Genomic DNA, 18,152 nt, shown 5'->3' with positions numbered 1-18,152 from the left:
AGGGGGAAATGTGAAGGACAGTACGAAGGGACTTGCACGTTTCTTCAAGAGAGGCGTCTGGAAGATGTGCTTAGTAAGGGCTTCTGGCTCCGACTATCTAATCCGAGGACTTATGACACACATTTTTCGAAGGCTGGCCATTGCATTTGGTCTGCTAATTTTCTGCGGCGTGGTGGCTTGGCATGCGCTCCCATCACAGGTCGCAAAAGGTCTGATCGCCTTAAACAACGCCTCCGCTGGACTGAGCGCCAAGGTGATTTCAACTGACGTTGGAGATATCCATTATTTGGAAGGCGGCCAAGGTGAAACGGTTTTGCTGGTACATGGCATTTATGCGCGCAAGGAACATTGGGTCGAAATGGCCCGTGACCTTACAAAGGATTACCGCGTCGTTGCCGTTGATCTTCCCGGGTTTGGGGACAACGCCCTGCGCGCAGACGACGACTATTTGTTAGATCAACAGCAGGCAAACTTACTGACCGTGATGCAGGCGCTTGATCTAACAGCTGTTCACGTTGGGGCAAACTCCATGGGGGCCTACGTTGCAGCGCTCTTGGCCGAAGAGCATCCTGAACTAATCGCAAGCCTTGCCTTTATCGGCAGCCCACTTGGGGTCCCTACCCCAATACCAAGCGACATGGATAAGGCACGAGATCTCGGCATTACCCCACTGGTCGTTCAAACAACCGAAGACTTTGCTGAACGTAACGAGTGGCTGTCCCCCAATATTCCATATGTCCCGGGCCCGATCCTTCGGACTTGGGCGGAGGAAGAAGTGGCCCAGGCCGATCACAACGCCCGCATTTGGGAAATCGTGCATAGCAAGTCCGACGTGCCTACGGTCTTGGATCTTGCGCCCTCACTTGAGATGCCAACGCTGATAATCTGGTGTAAAGAAGACCGGATTTTTCATATCAGCGGGGCTGCACTACTCGATCAGAATTTGCCGTCATCACATCTGGCGACGCTGGCCAACTGTGGACACGTTCCGATGTTGGATAAGCCCACAGCTGTAGCGTCAGAGTACCTCAAGTTCCTGTCGTCTCTTCCGGATCCTAAGTAACAATAGCCGGCCTGTCGCCCTTGCGAGGTTCAGAACACTTTGCCAACTCTGCGAGCAGCAGGCCGGACGATCCCGGCAGTGGTCGGGATACTGCCGTAGTGTTACGGGAGGAAGTGACTTTTCGCAGCTCAGTTGGATAAAAACTGCCAAACGAAGAACACAATGATTGGCCCTGAGGAGACTTGGATTCTACTTAGGGAATACACCGATCTTTCAAGCGAAGATGAGCTAAAATTGGTCCGTTGGCGCTGTTGGCGCGTATATTTTTTACTTACGCTTTCTCGCCTTGTCGTACCCTGCCTTTCAAACAAAGGCGGCTCTTTTCATGTACGTCCGAGGAGGGTGCGTGGGAGAAGATGCAACATGCAACGGGAGTTGAAACATGACCACTAATATGAACATCAAAACGATGTGGGATTCAGTCATGAATGAAAACAAGAACCCACTCAAAAACCAGCCCATTCCTACAGCCCACTTATTGATGCAAATGCTGGCTTGGATGTGGAGCGCAATCTTCTCGCTCATGGTCGGCAGTTACTTTGTTTTTGGCGTAACGGCTGCGGCACATACTCTGCTAATTTCTGGGATTTTCATAACGATCCTAGTGTTCAAAAAGGCTGAATCGGACAATTCGGTCGAATAGAACGCCAGAAGACACACACTCTTCAAAAAGGCGCGGGTCCGGTGAACATCTATCAGGGCAGACTAGGTTGTTAGAGTATTGAAAAGCCGAGGGTTGTGAGACGATGCTGACACCGCAAATCAAATTCGCCAAGACACGAAGAATTCCGTTGGTACAAAACGCGGCTACTCGCAACATCCGTTCGCTACCATCGTCCCCACTCTGGACCAAAGACCGCTTTGAGCTGAGATTAGACGATACCACTTGCATCAACAAACTGAGCGCCGAACTCCGCATAACGTGAGACAGCCCTTAAAGCCGTTTTGGCCGGTTGCCGTGAGCGACAGCACCCAGCCCAAATCGTAAGCGATGCAGGCCTCAGTTTCGCCGAGGCCTGTATTCCACTTTATGGCTTTTTTAGTGGCAGGCAGGGCGGGTGCCAGGCAGCAGAACCTTATCGACCACATGGATCACACCGTTGTCGGCCTCAATGTTTGCAATAACAACGTTGGCGATTTCGCCAGTGCCATCTGCTATCGACACGCCAGACGAGTTTTTAGTGATGCACAAGCGCTCCGAATCCAAAACTGGCTTGAAGTAGTTCGAACCGCTCGGGATCATCTCGGCGCTCAGCTTGCGGTCATCGACATGGTAGAGGAGCACATTGGTCAGCTGAGCTTTGTTCTCAGGCTTAAGAAGCGTTTCTACAGTACCCTCAGGCAGCGCAGCAAAAGCGTCGTTCACGGGCGCATAAACAGTGAATGGACCGGAGCCCTGCAGTGTCTCAACCAGACCGGCAGCACTGACAGCGGCCACAAGGGTTGAGAAACGCTCGTCGCCCGATGCGATTTCAACGATGTCAGCAGCGCTCGCGGCGGAACTCAGTGTCATGACTGCAACCGCGGCTGCGCTGAATTTACAGATGGTTTTCATTTCAATGCCTTACCTTTGGATTATTCACGCTCATTTACGTGTAGAGAGGTACGCACCCGCGGCCGAACTCCGATTTCCCGTTCACGCCAACGTGAGAATTCGACCTTCGAAGCACTGATTTTCTGCAATAATCAGCGTATTCCGAATGTTTTCCGTGGAAATGTTACAGACGCCACCAACAATGCCCTTCCCGCATCCTCAAGCGTTGTTTTCGACTTTGCGTCACTGCAGTCGGAGCATTCAACTCATCGCGTCAAAAAGGCAGAAGGTTTGTTGAAATATACGAAAGGTTATGTGAAGTAACCTTTATACCTCCCAGCTCATTTGTATAGATAGGTTAGCCGTTGCAAAGCAACGGGAGGTCCTTCAGTGGCGCGAGTTAGAAGACGATCCGGAATATTCTGCGGCATAATCCAAAGAGTACGTGTTTACATTTTTTTGGGCATGCTGTTTGTCTTGCTGCTGGCGGAAACCATCCTTGTACAAAACAGCTACAACGTAGCATACAACCGCGCGATAGCTAATGCAGAGCAATCACATCTAGTTATCGCCGAGAACCTTGCTTCGACGTTAGAACGCTACGCAGTTGATGTTCGGGCAACTTTTGACTTTGTAATGGCGAACGATGCCCTCTCATTCACACGAGGCTCGATGGATGCATTGCTGGATTCGTACCAATTTAGAATGTTGGCAGTTTTCGATTTCGAACAGAGTTCTCTCGACATTTTGTATTCCCGAGAATTCGATGCCCCATCACAGGAAATTGTGGCCAGTCTTCGCGAGATTGCCGTTCGCGACAGTTCAAACTTTTCAGGTGTCCGACAGTCGCCCTTTGGACCTGTTATCTACATAGCTCGCGTGTCGGAGTCAGGGGCTCTATTGGTCGGAGCCGTCGACACGAGTTTCGTGATTTCACGACAATCTGAAATTGCATTTGGAGAACGTGGTCACGCCATGATTGTAGACAACAAGGGCCGAGTTTTAGCACATCCGAAACAAGAGTGGGTTGATACGTCCAAAGACGTAACTGGACTTGAAATCGTTCAACGAATGACGTCAGGACAAACCGGAGCAATGCAATTCTATGCTCCACGATTGAAGGCCGACGTCATTGCCGGCTTCACATTCGTTCCATCCACGGGTTGGGGAGCGATGGTACCGCAGCCGGTTTCCGAACTTGAAGAAGCCGCGAGACTTGAAGCTAACGAGCTTCTGGAAAAACTACTACTGCTCCTGTTATTTGCAGCTTTGGTCAGCTGGTTCCTATCGGGTCTGATTGCGCGACCTATCCAATCTATATCTAAAGCTGCTACGAAAGTTCGCAGCGGGGACCTGGCGGCGCGGGTACCCGAATTCAAATGTCTGACGCCGAAAGAACTCATAAATCTTCGCTGTGTTTTCAACGGCTTGCTGGACAACTGGTCGGATAACCGAGTTTTACTCGAGAGTTCGTTAGAAGCTGCCAACGAAGCCAACAGGCGAAAGTCGCAATCTATTTCGGTGCTTAGTCATGAGATGCGTACGCCGTTGAATGGTGTCATCGGAGCTGTCGACTTACTGGAGCGGACTGAATTAACCGATTTACAAAAGAAATACCTTGGCTACGTGAGCACCTCTTCAAATACACTGCTTAAGCACGTCAACGACGTACTAAAAGTGAGCAAGCTCGACAGCAGCAAAGTCATTCTCGAAAAGGAGTTAGTCAACCTTAGAGACCTGATGAGTGACATTGTTCAAGAAAACTATGCACAAGTCGAGCAGTCTGGCGGTCGGATCATCCTCACATTCGCACCAAATACTCCACTTGAGGTAGAGACCGACCCGAGGCTGTTAAAGACAATAGTCGCAAACCTCGTCGGCAATGCAGTAAAGTTTGCAGCGGGCGAGAAAATCAGCATTTCAGTGGAGCACGTTTCGATTGGAACTCTAGCGTTCACAATTAAAGACAGTGGCCCAGGAATCCCATCATCTGATTTTGACAGTGTCTTTGAACCATTTACAGTGCTTGACGCATCCTATGGACGCCACTCTGAAGGCACAGGTCTTGGGTTGAGCATTGTAGCAACGTCTGTCGAGGCGTTGGACGGTCAGATAGAGTTGCATAGCGAGTTTGGTAACGGGTGTGAATTCCGCGTACAAATTCCAGTTGATCTCCCTGAAGGCTGCTCCGAGTTTACCACCCGCGACAGTCTAAAAGCCCCTTCTTTGCGTAATAATCCTGAACCCATCAAAAACAAGGAACGTAAAAAGGTGCTTGTAGTCGATGACAACAAAATTAATCGCCTGCTACTTACGGACATGCTTCAAGGATTGGGACACTCAGTTTCTGAGGCTGAAGACGGTTCGATTGCGCTTGAGGCGGCAATGAACGAACGTTTCAACCTGATTTTAATGGATATCAGTATGCCGTACATCGACGGTACCGAGGTCTCAAGAAGGTTGCGAGAAAGTGACGGTCCTAATCGCACAACAAAAATTATCGCGCAAACCGCTCATGCCAGCCCGAATGACCAAGAAAAGATTTTTTCCTCTGGGATGCAGGGTGTTCTAACCAAACCGATCTCAATTGAGGCGCTTCATTCAACCTTAGCTACCTTGGCGGAAAAAGAGAAATTTTTCACTTTCGATAACCAAGCATACCGATCCGTGTTTGAAACGGAAAAGCTTAAAGGCCTGGTTCGAGCAAATGGCGTTGGACCAACTGACCTAGTTCTGGATGAACTGTTGGATGAAGCCACTTCCATCATTCTTAGGCTGAAATCCTGCGACGCGTCACATTATAGGGAGAAGGCTTTGAAAACCCGTGTCCACAACGCAGTTGGTGCCTGCGCCTCCCTGGGCGCTAATGCATTACACAGAAGTTTTAGAAAAATCGAAGATTGTCTGAAGAATGGAACATTGAGTTCCTCTAGAGATTTGCTTGACACCGCGGAACGTTCGCTAGTCGAAACACGTTATGTCGCATCCAATCTAATGTCTCAATTGAGACAAGCGCAATGACGACGACATAGTTGCGTTGCGCTCAGTGAATTGACGCATGCAGGGGATGGCCGCCGTATCTTTCTCCAACGTCCAGAAAAGTCTGATTGTGGTAGCACGATGGTCCGGCAGCGCTTATCCATACTCTGAGGTCCACGAGACTTAAAGCGGATCATCCAATTGTTTGGGGCCACTCCATCGGCCTTTTGTGGAACAACAGCTGTGAATGCAACTAATGACCTTCCTCCCGCTAAAGGCACTCAACAACTATGAAAAAACGTAAAAGTCCCTGCGTCGATGTCTGTGAATTTACAGGCCCTTGTGGCTGGTGTCTTGGCTGTGGCCGCACAAGGGAGGAATGCGCAAGGTGGAAAAAAATGAAACCTTACGAGGCAAATATCATTGAGAAGGAACTAAAGAGTCGAATGACTAAATTGACCCAAACGCCGCCTGTGCCGAAGTAAGGCCGTTGCAAAAAAGAGAGCGGACGAATGGCCGCTGGGATCCCTACCCCAACACCAAGTGACATGGATAAGGCACGAGATCTCGGGATAACCCCTCTGGTCGTTCAAACAACCGAAGACTTTGCTGAACGTAACTAGTCGCTGTCCCCAAATATTCTATACATCCCCGGCCCGATCCTTAGGACTTGGTCGGAGGACGAGGTGGCCCGGGCAGATCACAACGCCCGCATATGGGATGTCGTGCATAAAAAATCTGGCCTACCAACGGTCTTGGATCTTGCGCCCTCACTTGAAATGCCGACGCTGATAATCTGGTGCCAAGAAGACCGGATTTTTCATATCAGTGGCGCTGCACTACTCGATCAGAATTTGCCGACATCACATTTAACTAAACTTGATGAATGTGGGCATGTTCCGATGTTGGATAAGCCCGCTGCTGTGGCGTCAGAGCACCTCGAGTTCCTGTCATCTTACCCCATTCATGCGTTTCAATAACCGGTTAGCCGCCTATTAGCTTTTGAAGACGCCACCTTCTTAGTATTCATAAAAACACCGACGCTCCAAAGTGCGTCAAGTAGTCGTTCATTTGTAAAGCGGCATCGATGACACGGATTAATGCCGTTTTCTCGGAGCTCGAAGCTAAAAAGTCCTCAGAAAAGGCTTAGTGGTTCAATACCTCAACCTGTACGTTGAACACCCAATTCATCCATGGCAATCCGCCCTCCGATTTCTTTTAACAGATAGTCAATTTCGCGCTTGCGCACCGGTTTGGCAACAGTTTGATCCACACCGCATGCTCTGTATTCTTGCAACTGATCGGGCATCACATTGGCCGTCACTGCTATGATGATAGGGGGCGGCAATCCCAGCCTCTTTTTCTCACTAAGAATTTTTGAGGTAGCAGCCATTCCGCCCATACCAGGCATATTGATGTCCATAAAAATGACGTCGAAATATTTTTCTTCAGTTAGACTGATAGCTTCCTCGCCAGTTTCCGCTTCCTCAATGGAATTACTGTGTTTTTTGGAGAAAGCTCCTAATACTCTACGGTTGATCTTGCTGTCGTCCACTATCAGCACACGCAACCCCGAATTACTCAATTCGTTGTCTTGTCTCGCTCTTTTGAGATCTGAAATTTTTCGTACTAGACCATCGCCAATTTTTTCCTTCTTTTCGATATCTTGCATCGCCGAAGAACAGAACGGTTTAACCTCAAAAGTTGCGGTGAACGTGCTGCCACGCCCAAGCACACTTGATACCGTCAGATCTCCCCCCATCGCCTTACATATTGCGCTCGAAATCGACAGTCCTAGACCTGTTCCCTTATACTTCTTTTGGGTCGCCTGCTCTGTCTGGTAGAAGGGATCAAAAACCAACTGTGCTTCGTGTTCGGATAAGCCGCAACCACTATCCTCAATTGAAAACATCAACTGTCTGGTGCTTGGCGAGCCACCGTCACGAACTGATACACGAAGATTAACAAACCCGACGTCCGTAAACTTGAGTGCATTAGATACCAAGTTATTAACTACTTGGACAATCCTCATCGAGTCTCCCAGCAACTTTACGGGACTTTCACTTGAAATTTGAAAGCTAAAATCGATGCCAATTGATCTCGCCGTTGGCTCATTAATCACAAAAACATTTTGCACAATTTCTTGTAGCGAAAACACGCGCTCCGCAAATACAAAAGCATTGGAGTCAATTTTTGAAATGTCTAGAATGTCGTTTATTGTGTGCTGCAAAACCTTTCCTGAAGTTAGGATTGTGCCGACCATTCCGTTCTGCTGAGGTGTAAGTGAAGTTTCAGACAACAGCTGTGCCATTCCCAAAACTCCATTCAGAGGAGTGCGGATTTCATGGCTAACGTTGGCCACAAAGGCAGACTTTGCCTCACTCTTCTTTATTGCTTCTCGGCGGAGAGCTCTTTCCTTTTTCGCTGCCAAGAATGAAACAACGCACTCAAAAGCACAATAAATCAATACCGCGACAAAAGATGCAATTATAAGATTATTGTGAAAAACCGCATCCCGATTGCTGTTATATTGTGCGAAATGAACGACGGACCTGTGTTGTTGAAGGTAGTCGGTTATCCACAAACGCCTAAAATCAGTATTTAACGCCTGAAGTTCAAATTTGGCGGCCTGAAGTTGCTGACTATTGAAATTCAGGTCTTTGCCCCAAGACTTTTCAAGTGCCGTCAAAAAGCTCTCATAGCCTTTGACCATCTCCTTTAGGTCTAGATCGCTGAAAATGTCCCTTTGATCAAAGGTTCCCAAGCGGCTCCATAGAACGTCAATTCTTGTCTGGAGAGACTTGGCCGGTACGTTTCCCTGTTCGACCTGAAGAAGCGCAATGTGCAAACGAAGGGCTTCGTAAATTGCTTCATTTACTTTCCAAGTTAAAGATGAAAGTCTGAGCGCGTCGTCAGTCGAGACTTGACGACGTTGATTTTCCGAATTGATTGCGGCCCAAAGCACTGCAGCCAATACGGCGACCACGGCGAATGGTCTTAAAAGCCGAGTACTCAAAATTCTATGGAGCCGCATACCTATCGAATCTCCATAGAAATCAGCTGCCAAATCATCTCATTGTCAAATTTCTTTAGCTTGGCCTCATCTTCGGACTGCGGGTAAATGACCCAGATTGGCCCCTTGTCCCGCACGGTCATCGCCTTGCCATTGTGCAAAACGGCCAAAATAACCCCTTGGTTTTCTGCATGTGTAACTGGAATGTCCACGAAGTAATCGTTTATCGCGGACGCACCAATTGTGGTTCCTGATGCCGAAACGAAATCTAGTAACGACGATAGCCTAGGGCCCTCAAATGTCTGCATGCCGTCGGTGAACGACGTAAAGGTATTCACCTCCTCCCATTCCAGCGCTTTAAGCAGGTCTAAGTCGAACTCTGCGCCTGCCTGCGTGTTTGTTTTTCCAATAGCGCCAGAAATAGTCAAAATTACTTCGCCGGCGGGCAGCGGAAGCTGTTCTGCTGTGGCAGTCATTGAGAACGACATGATAGCGGCCGCCACCGCAACAAGGCGTTTGAAGTGAATTGACCAGTTGTTCATTTAGTCACCTCTCAAGTTTCATCCAAGGATCTTCAAATCCTCAGCAGTGTTACTTTCTCTCGTTTCTGCATCCGTAGCCCGGATCAATTAGTCCGTTTCTTCTTCTCCACTGCCGCAGGGTGCGACTGCATTCAAATAAAGATACATTTAAAATGCATTAATTCTTTGGAAGGCCAATTTTTTTCTTCAACACATGCATCCTTGGCTATCTTGTGCTCACTTTTTGAACACTGCAGGGCTTGCGCAAAATTTGAGGATGGGAGGTAGGAACTCCACTCCAAGTCAAAGTTCCGGCCGTGAGCTTTGATGCCCAGGCTGTCTGGCTATCGTTCTTATCGAGCAAACTGAATCTGGGTGATCTATCGATGATTTAGGCTCCCTAATTCAGAACCGAGAAGCGCTTCCAGCTGCGTCCGACGAATAGGAACTGTAAAGTTAAGTCCCATTCTAGTTCCGGAACTCCAAACAATTCTTGCTTTTCGAGAAATGGAGTTGGCTAGTATTATTCGAATTTCGGCTTGACGAACCAGTCTGTGAATATTGAGGCTTGCTTCGATGCAGGCTCCATGCGCTCCAAGATCAATGGTCACGGCCCCCAACGTGTGGTTCTCAAACTGAACCTCACATGCTATCTGTTTACTGAACCTTCGCCCAGATTTTCGGTTATCTGAATATCGTCTATTTCCAATCAAGTCCAAGTCAGGTGTCCCCCAAGTAGACAGTGTTCTAGCGAGTTCTCTGGTATTTGTCCTAACTGTGAGAAAAGAGAAAAATAGTCGAACCCAGTGTAATGCTCCGTCATCCTGCCGCTCTCAAATTTAGCCACTAGAAAGACATCAATGGTGATTGGTTTGAGCTGAGTGGCTGGCTTTCCAATCAGTTTGAATGTTGCACTGCACCATGGCGTATCTTCGATAATATTGGTGATTTCGACCACACCCGGGCCGGTCAAGCGCCTGAACAGTTCAACAAGTTCCGGAAACTCTGCCCTTGGAAAGTGCTCTGAGGCAGGCAGACCTGCGATACTGAAAGTAGCGGGCAGAATACTGTTTACCGTATCAAGCTCACCGTTTAACCAGCCGTGTTCAATCCAACTCTTTAATAATTCTTTGGACATCTATGCCTCGTAGCTACCGAAATGCAGAAGAAGATTGCTATGAAATATTATAACAATCTTACTATGCTTGTGCTGTGACTTAGAAACAGAGGCGGAGTAACCGTTCCAAACCGTTAGCTATATTGCAGTTTCGTCCCATACGGGAACCGAAGGCCGTGAGTAATCACAATTGCCTCGAGTTCAGTTTTGAATGAGACCGCCGCTACCTCCGAGCTAACAAACATAATAGATTTGGCACAATCTTCATCGGAGCCATCCGTTTTCAATGAAGTAGCTTTGAAGCTGTTTACACATGCGAGCCCAACCGTTGCTTGACCGACTTAAAGGTGAGTTTCAAATACATTATTTGCGCCTCAAATTATTTCCATAAGGTTTCTAAGACGTCAACAGTTTCAAGAACCCGCAACAAAACCCATATAACCTTCAGATTTTACGAGATAATTTACAACGCATGGGCTGAAAAAGTCGTTTGGGCTTGTTGAACCTCACAAAAAACCGTCGCCTTGTGGTAGTATGTCGCACCACAAAAAGCGAGCAATCCACACCACGTCAGGACGACGCAAAGCGTTTGAGCTAGCGTTGATCACAGAAACCACGCCGGTGCGACTGGCATAGTGGCGGACGGTAAAGACTGCAGGGTTTTTGTTATCGCTCGTTGCCGCTCTCCGTTAATCTCAAAGCTGTCCAAACATGTCACCAACACAGCGCCCCACCCGGAAATCGGGCTTCGATAGTGATATTGCAGTCCAGATTGCGGCAAGTTGGCTGTCCGTCGTCAAAGTTTTTGGAACCAAAAGCGGCGTGAACTAAGAGAGTGTTCGGCTCATCGGGTCGGTTTGATTATGCTGCGCGTTGACTGTGATGCAAGCGTCGCGCTTCGAATGTCTTCCGTTTGATCCTTTCTCGTTGTTCCAGAATGGCTTGGTCACGTCCGAAGTAGACATCGGCTGGTGTGACGTTTTTCAGGCTCTCGTGATATCGCTGGTGATTGTAATGATCGACGAAGGCTTCGATTTGGTCTTCGAGATCGCCGGGCAGGAAATAGTTTTCCAGCAAGATCCGGTTCTTCAAAGTTTGATGCCAACGCTCGATCTTGCCCTGCGTCTGGGGATGATACGGCGCTCCACGTGAATGTTTCATGCCTTTGTCCTGCAGCCACTCAGCCAGGTCACCCGAGACGTAACTGGAGCCGTTGTCGCTGAGTAGGCGCGGTTTGTGGACAACGTGGACCTGATCGCACCCTGACGCCTGCAAAGCCAAGTCCAGCGTGTCAGTCACATCCTCCGCCCGCATGGTCGTGCAGAGCTTCCACGAGATGATGTAGCGGCTGTAATCGTCCAGGATTGTGCTGAGATAGAACCAGCCCCACCCCAGAACCTTGAGATAGGTAAAGTCGGTCTGCCAAAGCTGGTTGATGGCCGTTGTCTTATGCTCGAACTCATTCGCGGCTTTCAGCACGATGAATGCTGGGCTGGTGATCAGGTCATGTGCCTTGAGCGTGCGATACACTGTGGATTCCGATACAAAGTACCGTTCTTGGTCTGTGAAGGTCACCGCCAACTCGCGGGGTGACAGCTCTGTCTCTTTCAAGGCGAAGCTGACGACCTTGCGCTTCACCTCGTCTGGAACGCGGTTCCAAACGTGTTTGGGCTTGGGAGACTGATCCTCAAGACCAGCCTCCCCGCGCTGCAGGTATCGGTCGTACCAACGGTAGAATGTGGTGCGAGGGATACCCAGTTTGGCCAATGTACGACGCGCTGACAGATGGCTTTCTTCAACCAACCGGATGATCTCCAGCTTCTCGGATGCGGCATACCTCATTCGTGGTCGCCCCCATCGCCTGTCATGCTTTTTTTGAGAAGACGCAGTTCCAATGTTTGCTCCGCGACAACCTCCTTGAGATCCTTTGCTTCGCGGCGCAGTTCTTTCACCTCGTCAGTGTTTGCGGCACGCGCTGTATCGCCCGCCAGCCGCTTCTTACCGGCCTCCATGAAGTCCTTCGACCATTTGTAGTAAACGCCTTGAGAAATCCCCTCGCGGCGACACAGTTCAGCTATGCTGTCCTCGCCACGAAGACCATCAAGGACGATACGGATCTTCTCTTCCGCCGAATACTGTTTACGGGTGGCGCGCTTGATATCTTTAACGATCTTCTCGCCAGGGCTCTTCGTAGTCTTTCTCATCTTCCACTCCTTAGTGGTTACGATGAGCCAGAAACTCTCCCTTATCAAATCACCCTAATTGGACCCATAGGTGCTGACGTCAGACATTTCTCTCAATTTCTTAAACACTCCACGCGTTAGGCACTGGCGGCCTGATACCTCTGACCCCTCCTCACTTATCGCACGAATGCGCCCAATCCGTGGGGGGGCCTAACTATGACGCGGAAGTCCCCTCTCCAAACTGAGCCGGCAGTTTCAACACCTGCACATGACAGCCTCTTGAGGCTTGCCCGGCTTATTGGCCAGCAAGCCGCCAGACAAAGCTACACGGACCACCAAGTTACCGGTCAGGTTCCCTAACCGCAAAAAACTGTTGTCGGCGCCCCTTCGAGCCCTCTAGCTATTGGGGCGCCATTTGCACGACCACTGTTCAGGAGCCTGCCTTCATGCGCGCAGCGATTTACGCCCGTTACTCCACCGACCTTCAGACCGACGCCTCCATCGAAGACCAACACCACCTCTGTGCCCGCTTGATTACCGGCAACGGCTGGCGAGAGGCCGAGACCTACGCAGACCACGCGATCAGCGGATCCACCCACCTCCGTCCCGCCTATCAGCGCCTGATGGAGGACGCTCGCAACCACACCTTTGAAGTGGTCGTAGCCGAAGGTTTAGACCGTATCGCTCGTGACCAGGAACACATCGCTGCATTTTTTAAACAGATGCAGTTTCAAGGCATTCCGATTGTCACTGTGGCCGAAGGCAACATTACTGAGTTGCACATTGGCCTCAAGGGCACAATGAGCAGCCTTTTTCTCAAAGATCTCGCCCAAAAGACCCATCGCGGCCTTGAGGGCCGCGTACGCAAAGGTAAAGCCGCCGGCGGCATCACCTATGGCTATGACGTTGTGCGCACACTGCAAGCCGATGGCACGATGACCACTGGCGAGCGCACCGTCAACGAAGTGCAAGCAGAGTTCGTTCGTGCGATTTTCCAGGACTACGCCAACGGCATCAGCCCGCGTGCCATCGCCGCTGCGCTTAACCGAGACGGTATCGCTGGCCCTCGCGCTGCTGGATGGGGGGCGTCGACCATCTATGGCAATCACAAGCGCGGAACAGGCATTCTCAACAACGAGCTCTACATCGGACGCCTTGTCTGGAACCGCCAACGGTTCATCAAAGACCCAAACACCGGCAAACGTCGAGCACGACTAAACCCGCTGGAGGACTGGATCATTGAGGAAGTGCCTGACCTGTGTATTCTCCCTCAGGACTTGTGGGATGCCGTCAAGGCCCGCCAACTGACCTCCCGAAGTGCCGTGATCGCCAAGGGGCTCAATCGACCTGAGCGTGCCAGGCGGCCCAAGCATTTGTTTTCAGGCTTATTGAAGTGCGCATGCTGCGGCGGAGGATACACCATTGTTGGCAAAACCAACTATGGCTGCGCAAATAGCCGTAACAAGGGAACCTGCGACAACCGCAAGACCATCAAGCGGGCAGAACTGGAAGGCCGTGTTCTAACTGGCCTCAAAGACCAGCTTCTGCATCCAGACCTAATTGCTGAGTTCGTCAAAGCCTATCAGGAAGAACACAACCGATTGACCGCGCAAAGCACCTTCGATGACGCCAAGACCAAACGGGAACTGGGGGAGGTCTCGCGCCAGATCGACCGGATTGTCGAGGCTATTGCCGAAGGGATGTTCCACGAGAGCATGAAGGCGAAAATGGACTGTTTGGAAACGCGCAAAGCGGAACTAGAAGCTGATCTGTCCAATGCGGACCAGACGGCGCCGGTGTTGCTGCACTCCAACCTGTCCGACGTGTACCGCAAAAAGGTGGCAAACCTGACCGAGGCTCTGAACGATCCAGAGACCAAAGCCGAAGCGACCGCCCTGATCCGCTCTCTACTGGAGGAGATCCGGCTAATCCCGAACGATGAAGGCCCCATGACAATTGAGCTTGTTGGCGAACTGGCTGGACTGCTGGCTTTGGGACAAACGAATGGGCATACAAAAACGGCCTCGAAGCTTGCAGCTTCAGGCCGTTCTGTATCGCTGGTTGCGGGAGCAGGATTTGAACCTGCGACCTTCAGGTTATGAGCCTGACGAGCTACCGGGCTGCTCCATCCCGCGACAGTTTGGTTGGCCTACCGCCGGTAGGGCTACTTGAGGCCGGTTTGATCTCTTTCCGGTTGGGTTTGAGATCTGTCGCCCTTCAGGACGTTTTGATTGTTCTGAAGGTATTCTTTTTTTTTTCATCGTAGAGAGATACTGAGGTCGTTTGTTAGGTTTGGCGATGACCTACTCTCCCACACCTTAAGATGCAGTACCATCGGCGCTACGGTGCTTAACGGCCGGGTTCGGGATGGGACCGGGTGTTTCACTCGCGCTATGATCACCAAACCGAACAAACGGCCTCATACTCATTTGCGCTACCGCCCGGAGGGCTACTTGAGCGCGAGAGTTGGTGTCCAAGTCATTTCACTGATTGTGTAGTGTGTATGCTTTTGATTTCCAGTCTTACTTTTACTGGATCAAATCAAGCCTATCGGACCATTAGTACCAGTCAACTGAATGCGTTACCGCACTTACATCTCTGGCCTATCGACGAGGTGGTCTACCTCGGTCCTCAGGGATACCTTGTTTTGAGGGGGGCTTCCCGCTTAGATGCCTTCAGCGGTTATCCTGTCCGATCATAGCTACCCTGCACTGCTGCTGGCGCAACAACAGGTCCACCAGTGGATCGTTCACCCCGGTCCTCTCGTACTAGGGGCAACTCCTCTCAAGTATCCTACACCCACGGCAGATAGGGACCGAACTGTCTCACGACGTTCTAAACCCAGCTCACGTACCTCTTTAAACGGCGAACAGCCGTACCCTTGGGACCTGCTCCAGCCCCAGGATGAGATGAGCCGACATCGAGGTGCCAAACACTGCCGTCGATATGGACTCTTGGGCAGTATCAGCCTGTTATCCCCGGCGTACCTTTTATCCGTTGAGCGATGGCCCTTCCACTCGGGACCACCGGATCACTATGGCCGTCTTTCGACTCTGCTCGACTTGTCAGTCTCGCAGTCAGGCTGGCTTCTGCCATTGCACTCAACGAGCGATTTCCGACCGCTCTGAGCCAACCTTCGCGCGCCTCCGTTACGCTTTAGGAGGCGACCGCCCCAGTCAAACTACCCGCCACACAGGGTCCCGGATCCGGATAACGGACCGCGGTTAGACATCAAGCGATGCAAGGGTGGTATCTCAAGGGAGGCTCCACCGACACTGGCGTGTCGGTTTCAAAGCCCACCACCTATCCTGCACATGCATGGCCTGATGCCAGTGTGAAGCTGTAGTAAAGGTGCACGGGGTCTTTCCGTCTAACCGCGGGAAGCCTGCATCTTGACAGGCAATTCAATTTCGCTGAGTCGATGTTGGAGACAGCGGGGAAGTCGTTACGCCATTCGTGCAGGTCGGAACTTACCCGACAAGGAATTTCGCTACCTTAGGACCGTTATAGTTACGGCCGCCGTTTACCTGGGCTTCAATTCGGAGCTCTCACCCCTCCTTTTAACCTTCAGGCACCGGGCAGGCGTCAGACCCTATACGTCGTCTTGCGACTTCGCAGAGCCCTGTGTTTTTAGTAAACAGTCGCCACCCCCTGGTTTGTGCCCCCAGCCAATACTTGCGTAGAAACTGGGCCTCCTTCTCGCGAACTTACGGAGGTATTTTGCCGAGTTCCTTCAACATCGTTCTCTCAAGCGCCTTGGTATGCTCTACCAGTCCACCTGTGTTGGTTTAGGGTACGGTCTCATGGAGGGCTATTTCCAGGAACTGATCAGCAGCCCATTCAATCCGATAAGAATGAACTACCTTCACAATCCGTCACATCCTCCTGGCCTAGGAATATTAACCTAGTTCCCATCGCCTACGGCTTTCGCCCTCGGCTTAGGGGCCGGCTTACCCTGCTCAGATTAGCTTTAAGCAGGAACCCTTGGACTTTCGGCGAGAGTGTCTCTCACACTCTTTGTCGCTACTCATGTCATCATTCTCACTAGTGATCTCTCCACGGGATCGCTCACGCGCCCGCTTCATCGAAAGCTCCATATCCTCCAAGGCATTCCGAAGAATGCTAAAGAGGATTGGAACTATGTCACACTACGCTCTGCTACCGATGCTTACGCATCCCTAGACTTCGGCTCATGGCTTGAGCCCCGTTACATCTTCGCCGCAGGACAACTTATTTAGACCAGTGAGCTGTTACGCTATCTTTAAAGGATGGCTGCTTCTAAGCCAACCTCCTGGTTGTTTTGGTCGTCCCACCTGCTTTCCCACTTAGCCATGAATTAGGGGCCTTAGTCGTAGGTCAGGGTTGTTTCCCTCTCCACTACGGACGTTAGCATCCGCAGTGTGTCTGCCACATAGTACTCCCGGGTATTCGGAGTTTGGTTAGGATCAGTAAGCCTGTGGGGCCCCATTACCCATCCAGTGCTCTACCCCCCGGGGTATTCGTGTGACGCTCTACCTAAATAGATTTCGCAGAGAACCAGCTATCTCCGAGTTTGATTGGCCTTTCACCCCTAGGCACAGCTCATCCCGATCTTTTTCAACAGATGTGGGTTCGGTCCTCCAGTGCGTGTTACCGCACCTTCAACCTGGCCATGCCTAGATCACTCGGTTTCGGGTCTGATCCATCTAACTCATGCGCCCTATTAAGACTCGCTTTCGCTGCGCCTACACCTAACGGCTTAAGCTTGCTAGATAGACCAAGTCGATGACCCATTATACAAAAGGTACGCTGTCAGCCCTCAAGGGGCCTCCAACTGATTGTAGGCGTTCGGTTTCAGGTACTGTTTCACTCCCCTCGTCGGGGTGCTTTTCACCTTTCCCTCACGGTACTGGTTCGCTATCGGTCAGTAAGGAGTACTTAGCCTTCGAAGGTGGTCCTCCGATCTTCAGACAGAATTTCACGTGTTCCGCCCTACTTAATACATCCTTCAAAGCTTCGAATACGGGGCTGTCACCCACTATGGCCCGTCTTCCCAAACGGTTCTTCTCACTTATCAGGCTTGGCTGGTCCGCGTTCGCTCGCCACTACTAGCGGAGTATCAATTGATTTCCTTTCCTCCGGGTACTTAGATGTTTCAGTTCCCCGGGTTTGCTCTTAAGACCCTATGTATTCAGGTCAAAAGTACCTGGTTCAGTAAGTTATAGGCAGCCCGAAGGCTATTATAACAAACTGTCAGGTGGGTTCCCCCATTCAGAGATCCTGGGATCAAAGCCTATTCTCGGCTCCCCCAAGCTTATCGCAGAGTATCACGTCTTTCATCGCCTCTTACTGCCAAGGCATCCACCAAACGCCCTTCTCGCGCTTGATTTGATCCAGAAAGAGAAAGACTGTTTTGATGTCCTACCGCCCACTAAAATAAATCAGTGCGCTACTTGAGGACTAAGTCATTCGTGATCGTTTGGCTGGCATGCCGCACAATCCTGTTTCTGAACCAAAAGTCATACTTTTCCCGCTCCTTACCCTGGAACCTTCGCTGCCGATGTCGGTCGGCCCCACGAAGAGGATAAGGAACAATGCAAGATCTCTCGATCTTGCGGGTTAGTGTACTTGACTTGGACAACTCTGTTCGTTTCAGCAGGCAGACCCTTGGAAGACCGAGGAAACAGTCTTGATCAAAGGCTCGCGTCACCTCGAAAGGATCGGCACCTAACTGAGATCATCCCCGTACTTAGGGCGATCAAA

At 50.6% G+C, this 18,152-nt stretch carries 11 protein-coding genes, 1 tRNA gene, 2 rRNA genes and 1 pseudogene; 5 read left to right on the top strand and 10 right to left on the bottom strand.

Features of this window, described 5'->3' with window-relative positions; genetic code table 11:
* Positions 1-112 precede the first annotated feature (112 nt).
* Entirely contained in the window at positions 113-1,063 is a 951-nt protein-coding gene (locus tag SIB38_RS08745; protein WP_412551815.1) for an alpha/beta fold hydrolase, read from the top strand.
* Positions 1,064-1,445: 382 nt separating this feature from the next.
* The gene (locus tag SIB38_RS08740; RefSeq protein ID WP_295176462.1) at positions 1,446-1,706 is read left to right on the top strand and encodes a hypothetical protein; all 261 of its coding nucleotides are present in this window, start codon (positions 1,446-1,448) and stop codon (positions 1,704-1,706) included.
* Between the two features lie 396 nt (positions 1,707-2,102).
* Here the strand turns inward: SIB38_RS08740 and SIB38_RS08735 are convergent, their stop codons facing one another.
* On the bottom strand, positions 2,103-2,618 hold the full coding sequence (locus SIB38_RS08735; RefSeq protein ID WP_412551814.1) for a fasciclin domain-containing protein: 516 nt from the start codon (positions 2,616-2,618) through the stop codon (positions 2,103-2,105).
* Between the two features lie 444 nt (positions 2,619-3,062).
* Here SIB38_RS08735 and SIB38_RS08730 point away from each other — a divergent pair, with 444 nt between their 5' ends.
* Both SIB38_RS08730 and SIB38_RS08725 read left to right on the top strand, forming a co-directional pair.
* Complete coding sequence (locus tag SIB38_RS08730; RefSeq protein WP_412551813.1) at positions 3,063-5,618, top strand: response regulator; 2,556 nt, start codon at positions 3,063-3,065, stop codon at positions 5,616-5,618.
* 248 nt (positions 5,619-5,866) lie between these two features.
* On the top strand, positions 5,867-6,061 hold the full coding sequence (locus SIB38_RS08725) for a DUF1289 domain-containing protein (protein ID WP_412551812.1): 195 nt from the start codon (positions 5,867-5,869) through the stop codon (positions 6,059-6,061).
* Positions 6,062-6,738: 677 nt separating this feature from the next.
* Here the strand turns inward: SIB38_RS08725 and SIB38_RS08720 are convergent.
* From SIB38_RS08720 to SIB38_RS08700, 5 genes are all read right to left on the bottom strand, one after another.
* The gene (locus SIB38_RS08720) at positions 6,739-8,643 is read right to left on the bottom strand and encodes an ATP-binding protein (RefSeq protein ID WP_412551811.1); all 1,905 of its coding nucleotides are present in this window, start codon (positions 8,641-8,643) and stop codon (positions 6,739-6,741) included.
* On the bottom strand, positions 8,613-9,131 hold the full coding sequence (locus SIB38_RS08715) for an oxidoreductase (protein ID WP_412551810.1): 519 nt from the start codon (positions 9,129-9,131) through the stop codon (positions 8,613-8,615). Before SIB38_RS08715 ends, SIB38_RS08720 begins: the two co-directional genes overlap by 31 nt.
* Before the next feature lie 359 nt (positions 9,132-9,490).
* Positions 9,491-9,823, bottom strand: a complete 333-nt coding sequence (locus SIB38_RS08710; protein WP_412552031.1) for a PilZ domain-containing protein — start codon at positions 9,821-9,823, stop codon at positions 9,491-9,493.
* Entirely contained in the window at positions 9,820-10,248 is a 429-nt protein-coding gene (locus tag SIB38_RS08705; RefSeq protein WP_412551809.1) for a hypothetical protein, read from the bottom strand. The genes SIB38_RS08710 and SIB38_RS08705 overlap by 4 nt, the downstream gene beginning before the upstream one ends.
* Positions 10,249-11,088: 840 nt before the next feature.
* Positions 11,089-12,431, bottom strand: a protein-coding gene (locus SIB38_RS08700) for an IS3 family transposase (RefSeq protein ID WP_412550264.1) whose coding sequence is annotated in 2 segments (ribosomal slippage) — positions 11,089-12,104 and positions 12,104-12,431 — 1,344 coding nt in all. Because the reading frame shifts where the segments join, the coding sequence is not laid out codon by codon here.
* Between the two features lie 425 nt (positions 12,432-12,856).
* Here SIB38_RS08700 and SIB38_RS08695 point away from each other — a divergent pair.
* Positions 12,857-13,930 (top strand): annotated as a pseudogene (locus SIB38_RS08695) (recombinase family protein); the annotation flags it as partial.
* A 36-nt stretch (positions 13,931-13,966) separates the two neighbouring features.
* Here the strand turns inward: SIB38_RS08695 and SIB38_RS08690 are convergent.
* The 4 genes from SIB38_RS08690 to SIB38_RS08675 all read right to left on the bottom strand — a co-directional run bounded on the left by SIB38_RS08690 (position 13,967) and on the right by SIB38_RS08675 (position 17,778).
* Positions 13,967-14,119, bottom strand: coding sequence for a hypothetical protein (locus SIB38_RS08690; RefSeq protein ID WP_412551808.1), 153 nt, complete (start codon positions 14,117-14,119; stop codon positions 13,967-13,969).
* A 349-nt stretch (positions 14,120-14,468) separates the two neighbouring features.
* A tRNA-Met gene (locus SIB38_RS08685) sits at positions 14,469-14,545 on the bottom strand.
* 155 nt (positions 14,546-14,700) lie between these two features.
* Positions 14,701-14,815, bottom strand: a 5S ribosomal RNA gene (gene rrf / locus SIB38_RS08680).
* A gap of 132 nt (positions 14,816-14,947) precedes the next feature.
* Positions 14,948-17,778 (bottom strand): 23S ribosomal RNA (locus tag SIB38_RS08675).
* Between the last annotated feature and the right edge of the window lie 374 nt (positions 17,779-18,152).

The sequence above is a fragment of the Shimia sp. MIT910701 genome (assembly GCF_047126315.1).
GTDB lineage: Bacteria > Pseudomonadota > Alphaproteobacteria > Rhodobacterales > Rhodobacteraceae > Shimia.
The sequence above is the reverse complement of the archived record's forward strand: the minus strand, read 5'-3'. Positions and strand labels throughout refer to the sequence as shown.

Excerpts from the sequence above, each read along its gene's own strand:
- SIB38_RS08745 (WP_412551815.1), top strand. The coding sequence starts at position 113 with ATGACACACATTTTTCGAAGGCTGGCCATTGCATTTGGTCTGCTAATT.
- SIB38_RS08715 (WP_412551810.1), bottom strand. The coding sequence starts at position 9,131 with ATGAACAACTGGTCAATTCACTTCAAACGCCTTGTTGCGGTGGCGGCC.
- SIB38_RS08725 (WP_412551812.1), top strand. The coding sequence starts at position 5,867 with ATGAAAAAACGTAAAAGTCCCTGCGTCGATGTCTGTGAATTTACAGGC.
- SIB38_RS08740 (WP_295176462.1), top strand. The coding sequence starts at position 1,446 with ATGACCACTAATATGAACATCAAAACGATGTGGGATTCAGTCATGAAT.
- SIB38_RS08735 (WP_412551814.1), bottom strand. The coding sequence starts at position 2,618 with ATGAAAACCATCTGTAAATTCAGCGCAGCCGCGGTTGCAGTCATGACA.
- SIB38_RS08705 (WP_412551809.1), bottom strand. The coding sequence starts at position 10,248 with ATGTCCAAAGAATTATTAAAGAGTTGGATTGAACACGGCTGGTTAAAC.
- SIB38_RS08730 (WP_412551813.1), top strand. The coding sequence starts at position 3,063 with ATGCTGTTTGTCTTGCTGCTGGCGGAAACCATCCTTGTACAAAACAGC.